Source organism: Pseudomonas sp. AC136 (assembly GCF_979258585.1).
This window is the reverse complement of sequence record NZ_OZ409865.1, coordinates 5086365-5108330: the sequence shown is the minus strand read 5'-3', so window position 1 is coordinate 5108330 and position 21966 is coordinate 5086365. Positions and strand designations below refer to the sequence as shown.

The following is a 21966-nucleotide window of genomic DNA, read 5'->3' as shown; positions in this document are numbered from 1 at the left end:
CCTTGCGGTAAATTCCAATGTGAAAGACGGCTGAATACCTCAGGCAGCCCCTCCAAGCCGTCGTTCGCTATTACTGCTGTTTAAGTGTCTGAGAACACTGGGTGTTCTTTACGGCAGATCGCTCCGGTGTTTGCCGCCCGGTGACGCCATCGATTCGATACACGTCAATGGAGCACGCCTGGCGACTAGCCCGGTGCACGGCCAAGTAAGACCCGCCTTCTTCGGGCAGAAACTTCATCACTGGCGCGCAGTAGCCTTGAGTGACAACCAAATCGGCCCCCTCAGCTGCTACGTCCTGTACAGGAATCGCAAACACCGAAAAAATAAACGGTTTGCCGGCAGCAATCCTAGTGACGGCTTCGTGGCTAAAGGTATTACCCAGCGCGTAGGAGTTGAGAAAGGCGAACCGTTTTTCAGGGTGATCGGAACAATCTGCTTGTTCGTACTGCACAGCTGGAATGTTGCCGCCGTCGTTCATCTCGGTCACTAACCGAAGCGTCGCGACGGAGCCTGTTACAGGTGGGCTATAAGTCTGCATACAGCCGGCGAGGGCCAACATCACAAGTGCGGCGAAACAGGGCAGAGTGGGGACAGGGGACATTACTCTTCCATGAGAATGAGTTGAGCAACTAGGGGGGCTGCCGAGGGCTTCATTGCCTATGGTCAAGCCAACAGCACCCAGGCTTTTAAGCGACTTTGAAACTAGACAACAGCGTTCAGACTGTCGATCACCCTTAAGGACGATTTTCTCACCATAGGGATTGCTCTAATTTTTCTGCGAGCGAGAGCGTATTTGTACGCTGCTTGAGCTTTTACGCGAAGTAAACGTCCGCTATTGGCCGATAACTGCCTGTCGTGACCGGCATTCATCTGCCAGAAGCAGTCATAACAAGCGGTCCGACGTCATCAACATTTCCGCCATGTTGCTCAAGGTGCCTTATGAGTTTGATACCCGAACTGAACAGCGAAGCCCATGTGCTGATATGCGGCGCCAGCCGAGGCATCGGCTTGGCGCTGTGCGGGGCTTTGCTCGCGCGCCATGATGTGGCTCAGGTATGGGCAGTAGCGCGAAAAGCTAGCACCTGCGCTGAACTGGCAGAGCTTGCAGATCAGTATGGCGAACGCTTGAAGCGAGTCGACTGCGACGCGCGCGATGAGCAATCCCTCGAAGCACTCGTGAGCGAGACGCTTGAGCGATGCGCTCATCTGCACCTTGTCATCAGTACCCTGGGCATTCTTCATCAGGACGGCGCAAAAGCAGAAAAGGGCCTGTCTCAACTTACCCTTGCGAGCATGCAAGCAAGCTTTGCGACCAACACGTTTGCTCCAATCCTGCTGCTTAAGCACCTACTCCCGTTATTGCGCAAACAACCTTCTACCTTCGCGGCGCTCTCGGCGAGAGTTGGCTCTATTGGCGACAATCGACTGGGTGGCTGGTACAGCTACAGGGCCAGCAAGGCCGCGCTGAATCAGTTGCTGCATACGGCCAGTATCGAATTGAAACGTCTGAACCCTGCCTCTACTGTCCTGGCAATACACCCAGGCACGACTGACACGCAGCTGTCTCAACCCTTCCAGGCGAACGTGCCTGATGGCCAACTGTTCGAACCGGCTTTCTCAGCGGCTTGCATAATTGATGTGGTAGGAAAGCATGGGCCGTCCGACAGCGGAACCTTCTGGGACTGGAACGACAAACCCATTGCCTGGTGATTCTTTTAATCGCTGAACGTTAAGAGCTGTCAGCCCGCCCTGCCTCGTCCGACCAGCTGTCCCCGTTGTTCCCACTCCCCTTTGTTCCCATTCAGGAAGTTTTGGCTCGCATGATCCCCGTTGCACTGCCCTCAGTCGAACTACTGCTTTACCTCGCCTTTTTCTTCGCCGCGACGGTTTTCTGGTTCGGGTGGACGATAAGGCTGGTGGTTCGATATTCCACAGGTCGCTGGCGCCGCCCCGTCCTCCTGCCCTACGCGCTTATCACCGCGTGTGCGCTTTTTACCCTGTGGCAGTGCGCGGCTTTTTATCTTCAGATGCGTAGCTCTGAACGGCAGAGAGAGGCAAGTTATCGCCCGGAACTAGTAGAGCCGATGCGCCTTGGCCACATCGACATGCCCAAAGGCACAAAACTCGAGTTAGCCGTTGCGGAACAACCGGAATCCTTCAAGCGAGCCGTATTTCCAAGCCCTGTGCGTATGCTCGACATCGATGCCATCGAAGTAGCCCGCTACATCGCGATTCAAACCAACGAAAAATACGAAACTGTGGGCTTCACGCCACAGAACATGCGGATAACCGGCCACGGCACGACGATGCAAAACGGCTGGCGGTGTAATGCGATGCAACCGGTGGAGTTTGAGCTCAAGCCTGATGGCGGCGTTTCGGCTTTCAGCAGCTGTACGCTTGCCAAGGGCAATGTAGTCGATGGCATCACCTTCCCCGAAGGCACGTCGCTCCGTGCTTCCACCGGCAATGTCTATACCGATGGGTTTGTAGATTCCGACCGCTGGGTTCTCGATACGCCAGAAGGCGTGCCGGTGCGTATCGATAGTTTCGAGCTTGCGGATGCCAGCATTGCGCTCGACGCAGAGCGAAAGCTCTATGAAGTCAAAAGTGCGGTGCTTTCGAACGATGCGGCACTCGCAGAGCGCCGGTATCTGGCGGCAAGCGCTATCCGCTTCAATCCGCGGCATGTTCGGGAAGACTATGCGGATGCCTGGTTGATAACCCCGCCTCCGGGCGCCGACGGCTCACAGGCGGTAGCGCCTAAGACCATCGTGCAGCGCAGGGACGGAAAGGTGTTGGCCACGCTTACTGACTAAACGCGTGATCGTTAATCCATTTCTGCATTTGCGTTTAAGCGTTGGACGAGAGTGAGGAAACTGATCGAGCGGCCGATGAGTTTTTGCGGGCGTTCATGGCAGCGGGGGATGAGGTTTTTGATAATGACGGCCCCAAAAAGCGCGCCGCTATTTCAAGAATGGAATAGTCGATGACGACAGTCCGACGGCGAAAGCTTCTGGCCGATAGCTGCCTGTCGTGACCGTCTGCGAAAAGCCAGAAGGGGACGTTTCGAGTAGAAAAATGAATCTGTCCCCTTATCGCTTTCGAAGGACCGCCATTAGCCGTTGGCGGCCGGTCACGACTGGCAAGTAACGGCCACGAGCGAACGCGGAGAATCAACGAAATCTCAGCACCGCCACCCGTTGCAACAGAACCTTCCAGATGGCTAGGATGGCGGGGCGTTTGCTAGGTCGACAGCCCACTTCAAGGAAGAAACTATGTCCGAAAACCACTTCAAATTCGAGTGTCTCAGCCCGACGCCAGAGGAACTTCTGCCGCTGCTTGCCGAATTGCAAAAGGTGCAGAACAGCATCGGTGTTGAGGACAGTGCATTGCAGCCGTTTCTAGGAGGCTGGGATCAGCCTTGTGTGCGTAGCCCGGCACTTTATGGCAACTTGCTGGTGTTCGTCGTTGTCGCATCCGGGCTAGACACCACGAGCGAGGAGCAGATTCAGGCGCTGCACGAATTGGGGCCTGAATTCATTCGGATATACGCGGAATACACCCAGACTGGCAGCTCCCAAGCGCTGTGTTATCACCGCGGTAAAAAGATTGCGCCCAAGGCCTTTCCAAAGCCTAACCTCGATCAGGCAGGCCAGGCCTATTTCTTCCTACAAGAGCAACGGGACGCGCCTCTCGCCACGCTGGTAAAGGGCGGCCTCGACCCTAACACGTGCTTCAATGGGCGCCCCCTCATCGTTCTCGCCTGCGAGCACTTTCTGGATAAAACTGTCACCGCGCTTCTGAGCGCTGGTGTAGACCTGAATGTGACCAAAGCCTATCCCCTTGAGCTTGCGTACAGCATTTCCCAACTGGAAAGTCTGAGCGACCGCCACGCCTTGCTCAAAGGCGTTATTGCCAGTGGTGCCGACCTTAACAAAGTCTGGACGGCTGCCCGGGGCTTTTACAAAGAGCCAGCCATGACCGCTTTGCTAATTGCGGCGGGTGTGGACATCAACCAGCAGCTTCCCTACCAGGAAGGCTCGCTCCTTTACACGCTACTCGACGACCGGCCAGAACTTGTCGAGCTGTTAGAACGGCATGGGGGCAAGGCGCTGCCACCGGAATCTCAGAGCGATTCCCACCGGCTAGAGCATCTTATCCATGGTGGTCGAGGAGCTGAAACCATCGAACAGTTGCTAGCGGACGGCGTCTCCCCAAACGAACTCGTTGGGGGGCACCCGGCCGCCCTTGTCGCCGTTAGCCACAAGCCCCATGTCGCACTTAGCCTAATGCTGGCAGGTGCGAACTTCAGTGATTGGGTGGAGCCTATGTTCTTTCAGAACGAGGTCCTTTATCCCCTCTCGTTCTACGAGGCTGGCAGGCCGACTAGCGAGCAAGATACCGCTGCGACTCTGGGAATCCTCAAGCTACTGCTGACCCATGGGCTCGATCCCAACATGCACTGCAAAACCTCCCTCTACTACCAGAGCGGTAGCTGCTTTAAGTACGAGGGGCCTCTGTTTCTGATGCTTATGACCACGTCTTGCGCAGATAACAACAAATGGGCTGCGCTGCGTCTGGCGCTCGCCTCGCTGTTTATCGAGCATGGAGTCAACCTTAACGCCGCCGGCGGACGGGGAAGCGGCCTAGTACAACATGCAACGCTCCGTGCGAACCTCTCGCCCGAAGCGGTTGAAACGTTTTCAGCCGCTGGTATAGCAAGCCTACTTCATCACCTTGAGCGTCAAGGAGCTAGCCATGGAATGGAGGAGCTTATCAAGCTGCTGAAGGAGCACGGTGCAGTGTCATTGCGGGTCGAAAACGCACCAGCTTGAAGGTAACGAATGAGGAAGGTTTGGAACAAAGGGGGCGGATTTATTAAAAGCGAACAAAGGGGGCAGCCATCAGCCTAAGGAGGGCTGCCTCCACGTCCCCCAAAAAATCAAAAGTCATCGCGACTGAAGCACTCCCCAGCGTTCGCAAAAACACCCCCCTCACGCGTCGAGCAAGACAACTGCGTACGAATGATCTCCGCCATATCCAATGCTCCCTGGGCAGCGCCCTGCGAAACATGAAGCTCGACCGCGAAATCTGGCAACTTCGGCAGTCCTGAATCATCGCCCAGCACCTGAAAATCATCCGGTACAAGCGAGCGAAGCCACGGCGTCAGTGCCAGGCCGCTTTTTACCGTGGCGAGAGTGGTTTCAACCGAGGAGTTTTCGAATATCACGCGCCAGCTGATGCTGGATTCGCCTAGCAGTGAAAACACGGGACGGCGAAACGCGCAGGTCGGCGTGATGAAACATAGCGGCAAGGGTCGTTGGCTAACCGGCTCTTGTAAGCCGCCTATCCAGACCAGCGACTCCACAGACAGGCGCTCGCCGACCGCTTCGTTCGCCAGGCACTGGCTGACCGTCAAATCGATCTGCCCCTTAGAGAAAGCATTCATCAGCTCGAACGATGAGCCAGGCACAACAATGACTTCGACGTCGGGATGCCTGGCGGCAAAGGCTTTTAGAACGTCCGCAAAATGCGATCCGGCCATGTCATGTGGCACGCCCACCTTGACCGTCTCCGGCACGCTTGCGCCGATCATTTCGCGGCACAGGCTGTCGTTGAGGTCGAGCAGACGCCGCGCGTTGGGTAAGAAGTGCAGGCCGCGATTTGTCAGCCTCGCGCCGCTGGAGTCTCGTTCGAAAAGCTGACATCCAAAGAAGCTTTCGAGCCGTTTGATCTGCTGACTGATACCGCCTTGCGTCAGATGCAACTGGCGAGCGGCGGCGCTGATGCTGCCTGTTTCAGCGATGGTGACAAAGCTGCGAACGAGCACTAAATCGACGGTACGGAGAGGTGCGGGCATGCCGGCATCCATTAGGGTTGCTAATGGCCTTATTATAAACATTCGATACGGGGCGTCGCGCTGCGCACGTATGGTGGGGCTCCTTTTTTGGAGTCTTATTCATGATGCTCAGCGGCAGCAGCACCAACATCGAAGCAGCTTTGGCCAACGTCACCGAGCATTGGTGTCCGCAGGTTATTGGCCAGGTCAACGACCAGTACATCAAAGTGGCCAAGCTCAAAGGCGAGCTGATGTGGCACGCCCACGCGGATGAAGATGAGATGTTCATGGTGGTCTACGGGACGCTGACTATTCAGCTGGAAGACCGCGACATCACTCTGCAGCCCGGCGAATTTTTCGTGATTCCAAAGGGTGTTCGTCACAACCCGGTAGCGTCCGAAGAATGCGGCATTGTGTTGATCGAAACCGTCACCACGCGTCATACGGGAGAGGAAGTCAGCGCCCGGACCGTACCCATCGAGCGCCAACTGAGATGAGGGACGTCGTCTTCAAAAACGCGTTTTTGATTGGGCAGAGCGCAGATTCAATTTGCTCATTCGAAACGTCGGATTTTGGTCGAAGGCTGCCTGTCGATTAGTAAAAAGGGGACAGATTTTCTGCGCTAAGCCTCCGCTTTTGGCCGATTGCGGCCGTCTGCGGCCGTCTGCGGCCGTCTGCGACCGGCAGCTTCCGGCCAGAAGCGGAAATTCGTAAGCGGGCTCGCCGCTTAATCTTTCGGCATCATCTGAGGGTTAAAAACCACCTCCCACAGATGTTCGTCTGGGTCCATAAAATAGCCAGCGTAACCCCCGTAGAAGGTGTCTTGCGCTGCTTTTACCAGCGTGGCGCCAGCCTCGGTGGCCCGTTGCATCACCGCGTCGACGTCCGCTTTTGAAGATACGTTGTGACCAAGGGCGAATTGAGAAAGACCGCCGGCCCTATGCGGAAGTCCCGTGTCAGCAGCCAGGCTGGAGCGAGGCCACAGTGCCAGTTTGAGCCCGCCTTGCAAGTCGAAGAACGCGACGGCGCCGTTGATAAATTCTGTGCCGACTATTCCGTTGGTCGGCAGTCCTAGGCCGTCTCGGTAGAAAGCCACGGCACTGTCCAAATCGTCGACACCGAGGGTGATGACTGAGATTCTAGGTTGCATATGCGTTCCGGAAAGTAAGAGCAACAAAGGGGACAGATTGAACCACCCCCGATATTTCGGACACCCATGAAAGGGGGCAATCCCCGAGGAGGTGTTTGGTGGAACAACGTAATCGGTTCACAGCAGAGTTCAAGCGCGAAGCTGTCCGTCTTTTGAAGACATCCGGCAAGCCAGCCGCCGTCGTCGCTCGCGAGTTAGGCATCCCACGCAACCGGCTCTACAAATGGGCCCAAGACATGCAAGACAAGGGCGATCAAGCGTTCCAAGGCAGTGGGCGACCGAAAGCCAGCAGCGATGAGCTAAGCACCTTGAAACGTGAGAACGCGCGGCTCAAGGAAGAGAACGAGATTCTAAAAAAGGCGGCGGCGTACTTTGCGCGAGAGCTGTCGTGAAGTACGCCTGGATCAGAAGCCAAAAGACTTGCTCGGTACGCAAGATGGGTACGACTCACCCACATAGGTAACAAATCAGTTCAACCACATGGGTAACAGTTTTTAACCTAATGGGGTCTCCCTCAGGAGGGTGCCCTCATGCCGTGGCGAGAACTGAAACCTATGGACGAGAAAGTGTTGTTCATTGCTGATTACCTCAGGCAGGTCAGCAGCTTCACTGCGTTGTGCGAGCACTTCGGCATCAGTCGAAAGACCGGCTACAAGTGGGTGGAACGCTACAACTTAGCCGGCATGGAGGGGTTGGCTGAGCAAAGTCGGCGGCGTCGCGAACAGGTGTGCACGCCATTTGTTATCCGCGAGTACATCCTTGATCTAAGGCGCCGATCTGCGGTTGAACTGGGGCCGAAGAAGATCCAGGCACTCGTGGAGCAGCGATATCCTGGGCAAAGTCCTTCCCGGACCACGATCTACAGCATCCTCAAACAGGCGGGATTGGTCACGCCCCGCCGGCTTCGTAAGCGGGTACCTAGCTATCCAAAGCCGCTTAAATCGACCAACGAACCTAATGAACTCTGGAGCGCCGACTACAAAGGTCAGTTCCTGACTCAGGACGGGAAGTGGTGTTATCCGTTGACGGTGATGGATCACGCCAGTCGTTTTCTGCTGGCTTGCGAAGGCATGTCCGGCACACGGCTAAAGGAGACCAAGTCGGCTTTCGAAGATTTGTTTCGCTGCTACGGATTACCTTCGCGCCTGCGAACAGACAACGGCACCCCCTTCGCTAGCGCTGGCAAAACAGGTCTAAGCCAACTCTCCATTTGGTGGCTACGGCTGGGCATCATTCCTGAACGAATAGCACCTGGCCGCCCCGAACAGAATGGGCGCCACGAACGTATGCATCGGACGCTGAAACGGGCCGTCACTCACCCCTGTTCTGCGCATATGGCGGAGCAGCAAAGGCAGTTCGACCTGTTTCGTCATAATTACAATGAGCAGCGGCCGCACGAAGCGCTAAACCAGAGCACGCCCAAAACCCATTACCAGAATTCGCCACGGCCATACCCGGAACGCTTGCCGGAGCCGACATATCCTGGCTATGTCGAACCGCACCGGGCCGACTGCAGCGGGATCATCAATCGCCACGGTATGCGCATTTATGTGGGGTATCTTTTAAGGCACGAACTAATTGGGCTGGAGCAAATTGGCGATGATCTTTGGGCCGTTCATTTCGGCCCGGTTGTGATAGGTAGGCTGGACGAAAGGGAGCAGAAGGATGGGTATCTATCCTTGAAAGTGTCACCCATGTGATTGAACACTTTTGTTACCCATGTGGTTGTCTCGTACATGCCCCTACCTTGGGTCTCCGCTGCGCTCCGACTTCCCTCCCTCCGTCGCCGCTCCGGGGGCCGTCACAACGGGCCATCCATGGCCCGATGTTCCTTTCGCGGCTCCCGGCCGCTCAACCCCCTACGCGTCGACTCCACTCGGCCTGCGATGAATGGGGCGGGTAGATCACAAGCCAGATCAAAAGCCAGGTCAAAAGCTGTAGAGCAACATCAAAAACTCGCGGCTGAAGCCGCTCCCACAGTTTTACGTGGCTACTGTAGGAGCGGCTTTAGCCGCGATGCTCTTGATCTACATCGCTTCAAACCGCGCCATCAAATCACTCACCCGCTCGGCCTTCTGTTCCACCACGGCCTGGCTGTCCAGCCCTTCCACGTATTCGGCCAACTCGGCCACCGAGCTGCATTCGAACATGGCCCGCAGCGGCACGTTGCGTTGCAGCACGGTTTGCATCCGTGAGGCGATTTGTGTGGCGAGCAGGGAGTGCCCGCCCAGTTCGAAGAAGTTGTCGTGCACGCCGACTCGCTCAAGCTTCAGCACCTGTGCCCAGATGTCGGCCAGTTGCCTTTCAAGGTCGGTACGCGGTGCGACGTAGTGTTGGTTCGGTGCAAGCCCAAGCTCCAGAGCCGGCAAGGCGTTGCGGTCGAGTTTGCCGTTGGCGTTGAGTGGCAGGCGGTCGAGCAGTTGCCAGTGCAGCGGCACCATGTAGTCCGGCAGGTCGGCGCGTAGGCGTTGTTTGATCGGGTCGAACCACGCAGCGGGGTCATGCACGGGCGCAGTCGCCACGAGATAGCCGACCAGGTATTTGCCAGTCGGACCTTCCTGCACGGCGACGGCAGCATCTCGTACGTCGGCCTGTTCATGCAGCCGCGCTTCGATTTCGCCGAGTTCGATACGGAAGCCGCGAATTTTCACTTGATGGTCGATACGCCCGACATATTCCAGCACGCCGTCGGCCCGACGACGGGCCAGGTCGCCGCTGCGGTATAGGCGCTCGCCCGTGGCAAAGGGGTTGGGCACGAAGGCCTGGGCGGTGCGCTGGGGGTCGCCGACGTAGCCGCGCCCGACGCCCGTGCCGGCGATGCACAGTTCGCCTACCGCACCGAGCGGCACCAGTTCGAGGGCGTCGTCCAGCAGGTACAGGCGGTTGTTGTCGGTGGGGCTGCCGATGGGCAGGTAGGTGCTTTGGGTAGACGCCTGGTCCACGCGGAAAAACGCGACGTCATCCGAACACTCGGCCGGCCCGTAGGCGTTTACCAGGCCGACGTTGGGGTAGCGTTGCAGCCATTGGCGCGCCAGTTCCGGTGGCATCGCTTCGCCGGTGGGCAGCATCCAGCGCAGGTTTTCGAGCGGCTGGGCGATGTCTTCGGCAAGCATGCCCTGGATCAGCGACGGCACGCTTTCCAGCACGCTGATGTGCTGCTCGGCGACATGCGCGAGCAGCGCCTGTGGGTCGTGGGCGATGGTGTTGGGCACGATGGCCACGCGCGCGCCAAACAGCGGCGCGGCGAGGAATTGCCAGACGGAAATGTCGAAGCTTTGCGAGGCGGTTTGCGCGATCACGTCGTCGCTGCCGAGGTTCAGGTACGGCACTTTGCTCAGTTGGTTGTTGAGCATGCCGGCCTGCTCGACCATCACGCCTTTGGGCAAACCGGTGGAGCCCGAGGTGTAGATCACGTAGGCCAGGTTGTTTGGCGCGCTGTAGACGCCAGGGTTGTCGAGCGGCCACTGGCTTTCTTGTACGTCTTCCCACACCAGCAGACGCGGACGGCTGCCGCAGCCGAGTTCTTCCAGCAGGGTCATCGCCTGCTCGCGGCACGCGCGGGTGCACACCAGTACCGGCGTGCGGCTCAGTTCGATGATCCGCGTCAGCCGTTGCACGGGGTGGCTGGGGTCCAGCGGCAGGTAGCCGGCGCCGGCTTTGAAGCTGCCGACGATCATGCCCAGCAGTTCCAGGCTCCGCTCGGCCAGCAGCGCTACCGGCTGGTCGAGGCGCACGCCGGCAGCAATCAAGGCGTGGCCGAGACGGTTGGCTCGCCCATTCAATTGTTCATAGGTCCATTGCTGATCCAGGCAACTGGCGACGACGCGCTGCGGCGCGGCGGCCACCTGCGTTTCGAACAGCCGTGCGTAGCCTTGCTCCAGCGGATAGGCGCGCTCGCTGTTGTTGCAGTCGACAGTCAGCAAGCGCCGCTCGCTTTCGCCCAGTAAGGGCAGCTCGGCCATGTCGCCGTGGAAATGCTCAGCCAGGGCCAGCAGCAGCCGTTTGAATTCGGCGAGCAGGCGTTCGATGGTTGCCACGTCGAAGTAGCGCTGGTCGTAGGACAGGTGCAGGCCCAGGTCGTCGCCCGGATAGCACACCACCGTCAGCGGGAAGTTGGTGTGCGTGCGGCCCGAGTCGGAGGTGGCGTTCAGGCTTTGCGCCTGGTCGAGCACGGTGGTTTCCACCGGGGCGTTTTCGAACACGAACAGGCTGTCGAACAGCGGCTGGCCTTTGGGCAATTCGCTGCATTCCTGAATTGCCACCAGCGGCAGGTATTCGTGCTCGCGCAGGTCCATGTTGCTGGCGAACAAGCCGTGCAGCCAGTCGCGCACGCTGCGCTTTTCCCCGGCGGCCGGCAGTTTCACCCGCAGGGCCACGCTGTTGATGAACAGCCCGACGGTGCGCTGCATGGCGGGCATGCCGACCGGGCGACCGGCCACCGTCACGCCAAACAGCACGTCGCGCTCGCCGCTGTAACGGCGCAACACCAGCGCCCAGGCGGCTTGGGCGAAGGTGTTGACGGTGAGCTGATGACGCTGCGCCAACTCGCGCACGTGCGCGCCTTCGCTCGGTTGCAATCGGGTGTAGCAGTCGCCAACGACCATGCCGCCACTGTCGCCGCTGTGGTCCTGAACGATGGGCCGGTCGCTGGGGATGTAGGTGCGGCGCTCGAAGCCGGCCAGGTTGCGTTGCCACCACTGGCGCGCCTGGTTGAGGTCCTGGCGTTGCAGCCAGCTGATGTAGTCGCGATAACGCGGCGCGTCGGGCAATTGCGGCGCGCGCTGTTCGCCCAGGGCGCTGTAGATTTCAAAGAAGTCACTCATCAGCAAGCCCCGGCACCAGGCGTCGATGAGAATGTGGTGGTTGCTCATCATGAACCAGTAGCGCTGCTCGGCCAGCTTGATCAGGCGCAGGTGGAAGGGCGGACGGTTGAGCAAGTCGAAGCCCGCTTCGCGCTCGCGTTTGTGCAGGGCTTGCAGGCGCGCTTCATGCTCGTGTTCGGGCACGGCGCTCCAGTCGAGCAGCTCCAGGTCGGCGGCGCCGGGTTTGTGGATGATCTGCAGCATGGCCTCGCCGGCGTTCCAGGCGAACGAGGCGCGTAGCGCTTCATGGCGCGCGACCACGGCCTGCCAGGCACAGGCGAAACGCTCGGGGTCCAGCGTGCTGTTGATGCGGTAGCGGTCTTGCATGTAATAGATGCCGGTGCCCGGTTCCAGCAGCGTGTGCAGCAGCAGCCCTTCCTGCATGGGCGTGAGCGGGTACAGGTCGTCGATGTCTGTGACCGGCACGGGCAGATTGTCGAGTTGGTGTTGGCTCAGGTGCGCGAGCGGGAAGTCGGACGGCGTAAAGCCGCCCTTGCCGGCGTGCAGGCAATGGTCGATGACGCCGTGCAGCTCGACGATCAGCGCCTCGGCCAACTCCTGAACCGCGCTGGCGTCGTAGCGTTCGCGACTGAAGGTCCAGCGCACGTGCAGCTCACCGTTGTGCACCTGGCCGTCGATGCTCAGCTCGTTGGCCAGTGGCGCCAGCGCGCTGTGGATAGCGCCGGGGCTGTCTTGCAGCAAGGTGAACAGGCCATCGGCGCCGGCATCAAGCTGGCCAAGGTAGTTGAAGGTGACCCTGGCTTCGGGCAACTCGCTAATGGCGGCGCGGCTGACGGAATCGGCGAGGTAACGCAATACGCCATAGCCCAGGCCTTTGTGCGGCACGCTGCGCAGGTGTTCCTTGGTGGCTTTGATGGCGGTGGCGAGGTCGACGTGATGGTCGATGCGCAGCGGATAAGCGCTGGTAAACCAGCCGACGCTGCGGGTTAGGTCGTGGTCGTCGAACAGCGCTTCGCGGCCGTGGCCTTCGAGTTGAATCAGCGCCGAGGCCTGCCCGGTCCAGTGGCACAGCACGCGGCTGAGCGCGGTCAGCAGCAGGTCGTTGACCTGGGTGCGATAGGCCGCGGGCGCCTGCGTCAGCAACTGGCCGGTGCGTTCGGCACTCAGGCGCACGGTGACGGTTTCGGCATCGCGTTCAAGGTTGCTGCCCGCGCGGCGAACGCCGGGCAAATCACCGCCCTGCCCGCCCACTTGCCGCTGCCACCAGCGCAGTTCTTCGCGCAGCGACTCGCTGCTGGCATAAGCGCCGAGGCGCGCGGCCCATTCGCCCATGGCGCTGGTTTTGGCCGGCAGTTGCGGTTCTGTTTTGCCGCTTAGCAACTGCTCATAAGCCGATTGCAAATCATCGAGCAGCACGCGCCACGACACGCCATCGACCACCGTGTGATGAATCGCCAGCAGCAGTTTTTGCCCGTCCACCAGAACGGCACGCAGCAGCGGGCCGTGTTCGAGATCGAGGCTGCGCTGAGCGCTTTCAAACAACGCTTGAGCCTGCTCCGCGCTGGTCTGCCAGAGCAACGACGGGGCCTCGACCTGCTCGCTGTAACTGGCGCGCCATTGACCGTCGCCGAAAACAAAGCGCAGGCGCAAGGCGTCGTGCTGCTGCACCACACGCTGCAGGCTGCGCTGCATCAGGTCGGCATCCAGAGGCTGCTGCGCGTGCAGCACCAGCGCCTGGTTCCAGTGGTTGCGCTCGGCCATGTCGCGACCGAAGAACCAGTGCTGAATGGGCGTGAGTGCAGCCTCACCGGTCAAGGCGCCCTGCTCGCTCAGCACCTGTTGCTGATGCGTGGCGACGCTAGCGAGCGCTTGCACGGTCTGGTGCTGGAACAGGTCGCGCGGGCTGAAGTGGATGCCTTGTTGACGTGCGCGGCTGACCACTTGAATGGACAAGATCGAGTCGCCGCCCAATTCGAAAAAGTTATCCGCCAGGCCCACTTGCTGCACGTTGAGCACGTCGCGCCAGATCGCTGCCAGGCGCTGTTCCATGGCGCTGCGTGGGGCTACGAACTGCTGACGGTTTTGTTCCAGGTCGGGCGCGGGCAAGGCGCGGCGTTCGACCTTGCCGTTGGCGGTCAGCGGCAGGCTCGGCAGCAGCACGGTGAAGGTCGGCAGCATGTGGTCCGGCAGTTGCGCCAGCAGGTGAGCTTTGAGGCTGTCGCGCAGGGTTTGCTGGTGTTCGCTGTCGGCATCTGCCAAGCCGGTGCCGATATAGGCGACCAGCTGTTTGCCGCTGGGGCCATCCAGCGCCAGCACCACACACTCGGTGACCTCGCGGTGTTCGAGCAGGCGCGCTTCGATCTCGCCCAGTTCGATACGAAAGCCGCGCACCTTCACTTGTTGGTCGATACGGCCGACGTATTCCAGTTGCCCATCGGCGCGTTGGCGCACCAAGTCGCCGGTGCGGTACAAGCGCCCGCCTGCGCAACTGTTGGCAAACGGGTTGGGCACGAAACGCTCGGCAGTCAGCGCCGGCCGCGCGTGATAACCACGGGCCAGGCCGGCGCCACCGATATACAGCTCGCCGGTGGAACCGGGCGGCACCAGCGCCAGATCAGCGTCCAGCACATAAGCAGTACGCGCGCCCACAACGCGGCCAATCGCTACGCTGCTGGCGCCTTCGGGCAGGTGCTCCGGCGCCAGGCTGGCGAGCGGCATCACCACCGTTTCCGTCGGCCCATAGGCGTTGAAGAACTGCGCGGGCGCGAAACCTGCGCGGATGCGGTGCAGGTGCTCGCCGGTCAGCGCCTCGCCGCCGGTAATGCACAGGCGCACCGGCAGCTGTTCGCCACGGCTGGCCAGCCATTGCGCCAACTGGCTGCCGTAGCTGGGGGTGAAGCCGAGGATGGTGACGCGGTGCTGGCGGATCAGCGTGCAGATTTCCTCCGCGCCCCACTGGCCCTGCGCCCGCAGCACCACTTCGGCGCCACACAGCAGCGGCGTCAGCAGGCGCTCGCTGGCGGCGTCGAAGTTGATGGAATACACGTGCAGCTCGCAGTCGTCGCTGCGCATCCCGAAGTGGGCAATCACGGCGCGGCAGTGCAGGGCGATTTCACCGTGACTGACGGCGACGCCTTTGGGCTTGCCGGTGGAGCCGGAGGTGTAAATCAGATACGCCTGATGCAGCGGCGAGCTGAGGTCGGCCGGCGCATGGCTGGGATAATCAGCGAGGTTGAGTTCATCCACACAACCGAGCACCACGTTGCCTGGCAAATCGCCAAGGCTTGCCAGCCATTCGGCGTGACCGAGCAGCAGCGCAACGCCGCTGTCTTCGACCATGAACTGCAGGCGCTCCGGCGGGTATTCCGGATCGAGCGGCACATAGGCGCCGCCGGCTTTGAGAATGGCCAGCAGGCCGACGACCAAGTCGGTAGAACGCGGCAAGGCCAGGCCAACCCGCACTTCCGGGCCGACGCCACTGGCGCGCAGCCAGTGGGCCAGGCGGTTGGCCTGGGCGTCGAGTTCGGCGTAAGTCAGCGTGTGTTCGCCCACGGTCAGCGCCCGCGCGTCTGGCGTGGCGGCGGCTTGCGCGGCGAACCGTTGATGCACGGTGGCGTCCAGCGTGTGCTCACCGGGTTCTTCCCCGAGATTGTCTAGCAGTGCGTGCTGCTCGGCCGCCGACAGCAGCGGCAATTCGGCGAGCCGTTGCTGGGGTTGAACGAGCATGGCCTGCAACAGATTGACCAGATGCTCGGCCATGCGCGCGATGCGCGGCGCGTCGAACAAATCGCAGCTGTAGGTGAAGCAGCAACCCAGGCGATGGTCGAGGTCGGTGACTTCCAGGTTGAGGTCGAACTTGGTCGCCCGCGCATCGTTGGCGAGGTATTCCACCGTCATGCCGGCCAGCGTGCGGGTTTGCTGGAATTCCCAGCGCTGCACGTTGCACATCACTTGGAACAGCGGGTTATAGGCGGCGCTGCGAGGCGGTTGCAGAGCGTCGACCAGGTGATCGAATGGCAGGTCTTGGTGCGACTGGCCATCAATCACCGTGTGGCGCACCTGTTCCAGCAATTGCGCCACGCTCAGTTGCCCATCCACTTGGCAGCGCAGCACTTGGGTATTGAGAAAGGCGCCAATCAGCCCTTCACTTTCCGGGCGAATACGGTTGGCCACCGGCGCGCCAATGCGCAGGTCGGTTTGCCCGCTGTAGCGGTGCAGCAACGTGGCCAGAGCGGCGGTCATGGTCATAAACAGCGTCAGGCCATGGGCGGCATTGAACGCGCGCAGGCGCTGGGCCAGCTCCGGCGCGAGATCGAAGCGGTACAACTCGCCGCGATGACTTTGCCGCGCCGGTCGCGGACGGTCGCTGGGCAATTCGAGCACGGGGTGTTCGTGGCCGAGTTGGGCTTTCCAATAGCTGAGCTGACGGTCCCGCTCGCCCCCTTCCATCCACTGGCGCTGCCACTGGCTGTAGTCGAGGTATTGCACCGGCAGCGGCGCCAGTGGCGACTCGTTTCCCTGCACAAAAGCCTCGTACAACGCTGCCAGTTCGCGGGCAAAAATATCCATCGCCCAGCCTTCCGTGGCGATGTGGTGCAGCGTCAGCGCCAGGTAATGCTCGTGCGCAGCGCACTTGATCAGCGTGGCGCGTAGCAGCGGTCCGGTTTCCAGATTGAAGGGCTGGTGGGCATCGGTGTCGGCGAAGTGCTGCAAGCGCTGGGTGCGCTCGGCGGCGTCGAGCGCGGAGAAATCCTGCCAACCCAGGCGCAGGTTGGACTGCGGCGAAACCTGCTGACGAGCGATGCCGTCGGTGCTCGGGAAGGTGGTGCGCAGGGTTTCGTGACGTTCGATCAGCGCCTGCAAGGCCGCCTCGAAACACTCGACGTCTAGCGCCCCACTAAACCTTGCCAGGCCGCCGACGTTGTACGCCGGGCTGTCCGGTTCCAGTTGCCAGAGAAACCACATGCGCTGCTGCGAATAGGACAGCGGCTGCGGCTGCGTGCGGTCGACGATGGCGATGGCCTGCTGGCTGTTGCGCTGCCCGCTCGCCTGTACCGCCGCAACCTGCGCACTGAAACCTGCCAGCGTGCTGGCTTCAAACAAGGCACGCAGCGGCAGCTCGACGTCGCAGGCCTGGCGCACGCGGGAAACGATTTGCGTGGCCACCAGAGAATGGCCGCCCAGCTCGAAGAAATCATCGGCAAGGCCAACCTGCTCAAGCCCCAGCACCTCGCGCCAGATGGCGGCGACCTGCACCTGCAACGGTGTGCTCGGCTCGATGTGTTGACGCTGCTGTACGACGGGTTCGGGCAGCGCTTGGCGATCGAGTTTGCCTGCCGGGTTCAGGGGCATTTTTTCCAGACGCAGCAGGTGCGCCGGCACCATATAGTCCGGCAATTGCGCGACCAGCGCGGCGAGCAACCGGGCGGATTGTTCGGCCTCGTTTTCAGCCGTGGTGCCGGTGTAATAGCCGACCAGTTGCGCGCCGGCATGGCCGTCGCGAATCAGCACCACGGCCTGCCCAACGCCAGCCTCGGCCAGCAGCCGTGCCTGAATTTCTTCCGGTTCGATGCGAAAACCGCGCAGCTTCACTTGCTGGTCAAGACGGCCCAAATACTCCAGCGCGCCATCGGCAACCCAGCGCGCCTGGTCGCCGGTGCGGTACAAACGCGCGCCGGGCTCGCCCAGCGAATCGGCGACAAAGCGCTCGGCCGTCAGCCCCGGGCGCCCGAGGTAACCACGGGCCAGGCCGGCGCCACCAATGCACAGCTCGCCGGCAACGCCGACGGGCACCGGTTGCAGCTCGGCATCCAGCACATGGCAACGCACATTGCCCAACGGCCGGCCGATGGGCGAGCGCTCGCCGTCGCCGATCTGGCAGTGCCAATGGGTGACGTTGATAGCGGTTTCGGTCGGGCCGTAGCGGTTGTGCAACGCCACCTGTGGCAACGCCGCCAAGACGCGGTCACGCAAGGCAGCGGGCAAGGCTTCGCCACCGCTGAACAGTCGGCGCAGGCTGGTGCACTGCGTCACATCCGGCTCCTGCACAAACAGCTGCAGCAGCGGCGGCACGAAGTGCACGGTGGTCACGCCAAACTCGCGCACCAGCTGCACCAGGCGCTGAGGATCGCGGTGCTCGCCGGGCGCGGCCAGCAGCAAGCGGGCGCCAGTAATCAGCGGCCAGAAGCATTCCCACACCGATACATCGAAACTCACCGGCGCCTTTTGCATCAGCACATCGCAGGCATCCAGCGCGTAGGTGCGTTGCATCCAGTTCAGGCGCTCGGCCAGCGCTGCGTGGGTAACGCCGACGCCCTTGGGCTGGCCGGTGGAACCGGAGGTGTAAATCACATAGGCCAGGTTGTCACCGCGCACGCCCGACACCGGCGCGGCGCAGGGTTCGCTGTCCTCCTCCAGGGCGTCCAGCTCCAGCACTTGAATGCCGCTCGGCACGGCCAGGGTTTGCGCGAGGTGACGTTGCGTGAGCAGCAGCTTCGCGCCGCTGTCGTGGAGCATGAACGCCAGGCGCTCGGCCGGATAATCGGCATCCAGCGGCACATAGGCGCCGCCGGCTTTGATGATCGCCAGCAAGCCGATCAGCAACTGCGGCGAGCGTTCGGCGGCAATGGCGACGCACACATCCGGGCCGACGCCAAGGCCGCGCAACCTGTGGGCCAGGCGGTTGGCCTGGGCGTGCAAGTCGGCGTAACTCAGGCTGCCGTTTTGCCAGAGCAGCGCCGTGTGCTCGGCGTTGTAGTGCGCCAGCCATTCGGGCAGCAAATGCTGAGCTGTCGGCATCGGCGCACGACTCCACTCGGCCAGTTGCTGCTGTTCGGCGGCGCTGATTATTTCCAACGCGCCGAGGTTGATGTCCGGCTGCTCCGCCACCTGCTGCAACAGGCTGACGAAACGCTCGGCGAGGCGCTCGATGCTGGCAGCGTTGAACAACTCATCGGCGTAGTCGAATGACAACGTCAGCCTTCCACGGGCGTCTTCTTCGCTGTGCAGTTGCAAGTCGAACTTGGCTTCGCGGCTATGCCACGGCAGTTCCTGGGCGAGCAAACCGGGCAGCCGACGCAGGCTGCCGAGGTCGCGCTGCTGGTGGTTGAACATCACCTGAAACGGCGTTTCGCCACCGAGGGCGTGCACCACCTGATCGAACGGCACGTCTTGATTGGCTTGTGCGTGCAAGGTGGCGGCGCGGGTGTTTTCCAGCACGTCGGTGAAGCGCTGGCGGGGGTCGAGCTGGGCGCGCAGCACCAGCGTGTTGATAAAGAAGCCGAGCAAACCCTGGGTTTCCAGGCGCTGACGGTTGGCGCCGGGCACGCCGATGCGCACGTCGGTTTGCCCGGTATGACGCAGCAGCAGGGTTTGGAAACTGGCGAGCAGCAGCATAAACAGCGTGGCGTTCTGGCCGTTGGCGACCTGGCGCAGGCGCTGGCTCAGGGCGTCGTCCAGCTTGAAGCGATAACGCGCGGCACTGTGGCGGCGCTGGTGGCTGCGGGGTTGGTCGAGGGGCAATTGCAGGGCCGGCGCCTCATCGGCCAGGTGCGCAGTCCAATAGTCGAGCTGGCGCTGCCCTTCTCCGTCCGCCAGCCACTGGCGCTGCCAACTGGCGAAGTCGGCGTAGCCCAGCGGCAGCACCGGCAAGTCGGCCGGCTGGCCGCCGCAGGCTTCGGCGTACAGGCGGGCAAATTCGTCGAGCAGAATATTCAGCGACCAACCGTCGGCCACGATGTGGTGCAGGGTTACCAGCAACTGCTGCTCATCGTCAGCCAGGCGCAGCAGCGTTACGCGCAGCAGCGGGCCGGTGGTGAGGTCGAACGGCGCGCTGGCTTCCTGCTCACGTTCGCGTTCTGCCTGCTCGGTTTGCGCAGCTCCGCTTAGGTGGCGCAGGTCGATTTCGCGTATGTGCAGCGCGGCGTCGGGCTGCACCCGTTGTAGGGCCTGGCCGTCGCGTTCGAGGAACACCGTGCGCAGCGCTTCGTGACGCTGAATCAAGCGCGCAAAGCTGGCGTGCAGGGCGTGGTCATCCAGGTCACCGCGCAGGTGCAGGCCGCCTGGAATGTTGTAGGCGGCGCTGGTGGGGTTCAGTTGCCAGAGGAACCACAGGCGATTTTGTGCGGGCGATTGCGGCAGATCCTGGTTGCGCGATAGCCGGGTTATCCCATCGACTTTGCCGCCGCCGAGGGCGATGTGTTCGGCCACGTTGTGGGTAAAGCCAGCAAGGTTCGGGCTTTCAAACAAGTCGCGCAATTGCAGGTTGATGCCCAGCTGTTCACGCAACTGAGCCATAACCTGCGCGGCAGAAATTGAGTTGCCGCCGAGCAGGAAAAAGTTGTCGGCGCCGCTGACGCTAGGTACGTGCAGATGCTCGGCCCAGACGGCAGCGATCTGTTGTTCAAGCCCTGCGGCACCTGGCGTTTCGCCCGTTTTCTTGGCTTCAGCCGAGGGAAAATGCGCGTAGCTGTCGAGGCTGCCATCGGCCAGGCCGAGCGCGCACGCCGAACGCTGCAACTTGCCGCTGGAGGTTTTCGGCAAGGCGCCGGGGTTGAGCAACACCACCGCCTGCGGCGCTTGCTGATACGCCCCGGCGACGGCCTGGCGAATGTCATTTATTACCTCGTCAGCCGGCACATTTTTCTGCACGCTGCGGCCGATTTCGGCGGCGACGCCGATGCCCTCTTCGCCGTTATGGCGCACGGCAAACGCCGCCACCCGCCCTTTGCGCACGTGGGCCACTTCGGTTTCGACGGTGCGTTCGATGTCCTGCGGGTACAGGTTTTGGCCGCGCACGATAAGCATGTCTTTCAGCCGACCGCTGACAAACAGCTCGCCGTTGCGCAAGGCGCCGAGGTCGCCGGTGCGCAGCCAGGTTTGGCCGTCTTGCTGGATAAATGTCTCGGCGCTGGCGTGCGGATTGCGCCAGTAGCCGTGGGCGATGCTCGGGCCGCTGGCCCAGATTTCGCCGACCTGGTTGTCGCGCAGTCCGGTGCCGCTAACGGGCTCGACAATGCGCACCTCGTGCAACGGCCGCACGCTGCCGCAACTGAGCAGAACGCTGTCGCCGCCGGGTTCTATGCGGTGTTGCGCCAACCCCTGAGCGCTCACGCCCAGGGCGGCGATGCCCTGCCCGCGCGTGCCGCTGGTGACATACAACGTGGCCTCGGCCAGGCCGTAGCAGGCGAGGTAGCTGCTGGCGGAAAAACCTCTGGCGGCGAATTTCTCGGCGAAGCGCTCGAGGCTGTCCTGACGGATCGGTTCGGAGCCGGAAAACGCCACGCGCCAGCGGCTGAGGTCGAGGCCAGCAGTTGCCGATGCGCTGACCCGCTCGCTGCATAGGCGGTAGGCGAAATCCGGACCGCCGCTTACGGTGCCGCCGTAACGGCTGATGGCTTCGAGCCAACGCAGCGGCCGTTCGAGGAATGATTTGGGCGACATCAACACGCACGGCACGCCGCTGAAGATCGGTTGCAGCAGGCCGCCGATCAGGCCCATGTCGTGGTACAGCGGCAGCCAGCTGACGATCACGTCGTCGGCCTGAATGCCGAAGCCCTGGCGAATCAGCAGCTCGTTGGCGACCAGATTGCCGTGGGTGACTTGCACGCCTTTGGGCAGCGCCGTGGAGCCGGAGGTGTATTGCAAAAAGGCGATGTCGTCGGCGGCCAGCTCGGGCGCTTGCCACTGGGCGGCCAGCGCGGGGTTGAGGGCGTCGACGAGCAACAACGCGGGCGCGTTATCGAGGTGCTGCAAGGTGGCACGCCCGTCGCTGCTGGTGAGCAGCACGCTGGGTTCGGCGTCGGACAGAATCGACAGCAACCGCAGCTGATGCTGGTGGCGCGACGACTCGGGCGGATACGCCGGCACGGCAATCACGTCCGCGTACAGGCAGCCAAAAAATGCAGCGACGTAATCAGGGCCGCTGGGAAACAGCAGCACGGCGCGGTCGCCCCGGCTGGTTTGCGCTTGCAGTGCGGCGGCGATGGTACGCGCGCGCCCGTCGAGTTCGGCGTAGGTGAGCACCACGCCTTCGCCATCGTCGCCGTCCAGAAAACGCAGGGCCAGGGCGTGCGGCTGCTCGGCGGCGCGGCGTTGCAAAGCGTGAACCAGAGTGCGGGGACGTTCGAACGAAGGCATGACGGAATCCTGCTGAA

General features: G+C 61.7%; 10 protein-coding genes. 6 read left to right on the top strand and 4 right to left on the bottom strand.

Translation table 11 applies throughout. The features are described 5' to 3' along the window. Positions 1 to 70: 70 nt before the first annotated feature. A complete protein-coding gene (locus ACZZZU_RS22870; RefSeq protein ID WP_463551891.1) occupies positions 71 to 487 on the bottom strand; it encodes a hypothetical protein in 417 nt (138 codons plus the stop codon). A 452-nt stretch (positions 488 to 939) separates the two neighbouring features. Here ACZZZU_RS22870 and ACZZZU_RS22865 point away from each other — a divergent pair, with 452 nt between their 5' ends. From ACZZZU_RS22865 to ACZZZU_RS22855, 3 genes are all read left to right on the top strand, one after another. After that, a complete protein-coding gene (locus tag ACZZZU_RS22865; protein ID WP_463551890.1) occupies positions 940 to 1710 on the top strand; it encodes an SDR family NAD(P)-dependent oxidoreductase in 771 nt (256 codons plus the stop codon). A gap of 110 nt (positions 1711 to 1820) precedes the next feature. After that, complete coding sequence (locus tag ACZZZU_RS22860) at positions 1821 to 2816, top strand: hypothetical protein (RefSeq protein ID WP_463551889.1); 996 nt, start codon at positions 1821 to 1823, stop codon at positions 2814 to 2816. A 459-nt stretch (positions 2817 to 3275) separates the two neighbouring features. Then, positions 3276 to 4835, top strand: coding sequence for a hypothetical protein (locus tag ACZZZU_RS22855; RefSeq protein WP_463551888.1), 1560 nt, complete (start codon positions 3276 to 3278; stop codon positions 4833 to 4835). Positions 4836 to 4942: 107 nt separating this feature from the next. On the opposite strand, the gene ACZZZU_RS22850 is transcribed toward ACZZZU_RS22855, so the two are convergent. Then, positions 4943 to 5860: a LysR family transcriptional regulator gene (locus tag ACZZZU_RS22850; protein WP_463551887.1), complete on the bottom strand. Its 918-nt coding sequence runs from the start codon at positions 5858 to 5860 to the stop codon at positions 4943 to 4945. Between the two features lie 101 nt (positions 5861 to 5961). Between ACZZZU_RS22850 and ACZZZU_RS22845 the strand changes: the two genes are divergently transcribed. Next, entirely contained in the window at positions 5962 to 6336 is a 375-nt protein-coding gene (locus tag ACZZZU_RS22845; RefSeq protein WP_463551886.1) for a cupin domain-containing protein, read from the top strand. Positions 6337 to 6566: 230 nt separating this feature from the next. On the opposite strand, the gene ACZZZU_RS22840 is transcribed toward ACZZZU_RS22845, so the two are convergent. Then, a complete protein-coding gene (locus ACZZZU_RS22840; RefSeq protein ID WP_463551885.1) occupies positions 6567 to 6989 on the bottom strand; it encodes a VOC family protein in 423 nt (140 codons plus the stop codon). 98 nt (positions 6990 to 7087) lie between these two features. Between ACZZZU_RS22840 and ACZZZU_RS22835 the strand changes: the two genes are divergently transcribed. Together ACZZZU_RS22835 and ACZZZU_RS22830 are read left to right on the top strand one after the other, a co-directional pair. Further along, positions 7088 to 7381 carry a transposase gene (locus tag ACZZZU_RS22835; RefSeq protein ID WP_463549378.1) on the top strand — a complete coding sequence of 98 codons (294 nt, stop codon included), beginning with the start codon at positions 7088 to 7090 and terminating at the stop codon, positions 7379 to 7381. A gap of 138 nt (positions 7382 to 7519) precedes the next feature. Then, positions 7520 to 8689 (top strand): integrase core domain-containing protein, encoded by a 1170-nt coding sequence (locus ACZZZU_RS22830; RefSeq protein ID WP_463549367.1) that lies wholly within the window; start codon positions 7520 to 7522, stop codon positions 8687 to 8689. 327 nt (positions 8690 to 9016) lie between these two features. Here ACZZZU_RS22830 and ACZZZU_RS22825 read toward each other — a convergent pair whose 3' ends face one another. Next, positions 9017 to 21949, bottom strand: coding sequence for a non-ribosomal peptide synthase/polyketide synthase (locus ACZZZU_RS22825; protein WP_463551884.1), 12933 nt, complete (start codon positions 21947 to 21949; stop codon positions 9017 to 9019). Positions 21950 to 21966: the final 17 nt, after the last annotated feature.

Excerpts from the sequence above, each read along its gene's own strand:
- ACZZZU_RS22860 (WP_463551889.1), top strand. The coding sequence starts at position 1,821 with ATGATCCCCGTTGCACTGCCCTCAGTCGAACTACTGCTTTACCTCGCC.
- ACZZZU_RS22840 (WP_463551885.1), bottom strand. The coding sequence starts at position 6,989 with ATGCAACCTAGAATCTCAGTCATCACCCTCGGTGTCGACGATTTGGAC.
- ACZZZU_RS22830 (WP_463549367.1), top strand. The coding sequence starts at position 7,520 with ATGCCGTGGCGAGAACTGAAACCTATGGACGAGAAAGTGTTGTTCATT.
- ACZZZU_RS22850 (WP_463551887.1), bottom strand. The coding sequence starts at position 5,860 with ATGCCCGCACCTCTCCGTACCGTCGATTTAGTGCTCGTTCGCAGCTTT.
- ACZZZU_RS22855 (WP_463551888.1), top strand. The coding sequence starts at position 3,276 with ATGTCCGAAAACCACTTCAAATTCGAGTGTCTCAGCCCGACGCCAGAG.
- ACZZZU_RS22845 (WP_463551886.1), top strand. The coding sequence starts at position 5,962 with ATGATGCTCAGCGGCAGCAGCACCAACATCGAAGCAGCTTTGGCCAAC.
- ACZZZU_RS22825 (WP_463551884.1), bottom strand. The coding sequence starts at position 21,949 with ATGCCTTCGTTCGAACGTCCCCGCACTCTGGTTCACGCTTTGCAACGC.
- ACZZZU_RS22865 (WP_463551890.1), top strand. The coding sequence starts at position 940 with ATGAGTTTGATACCCGAACTGAACAGCGAAGCCCATGTGCTGATATGC.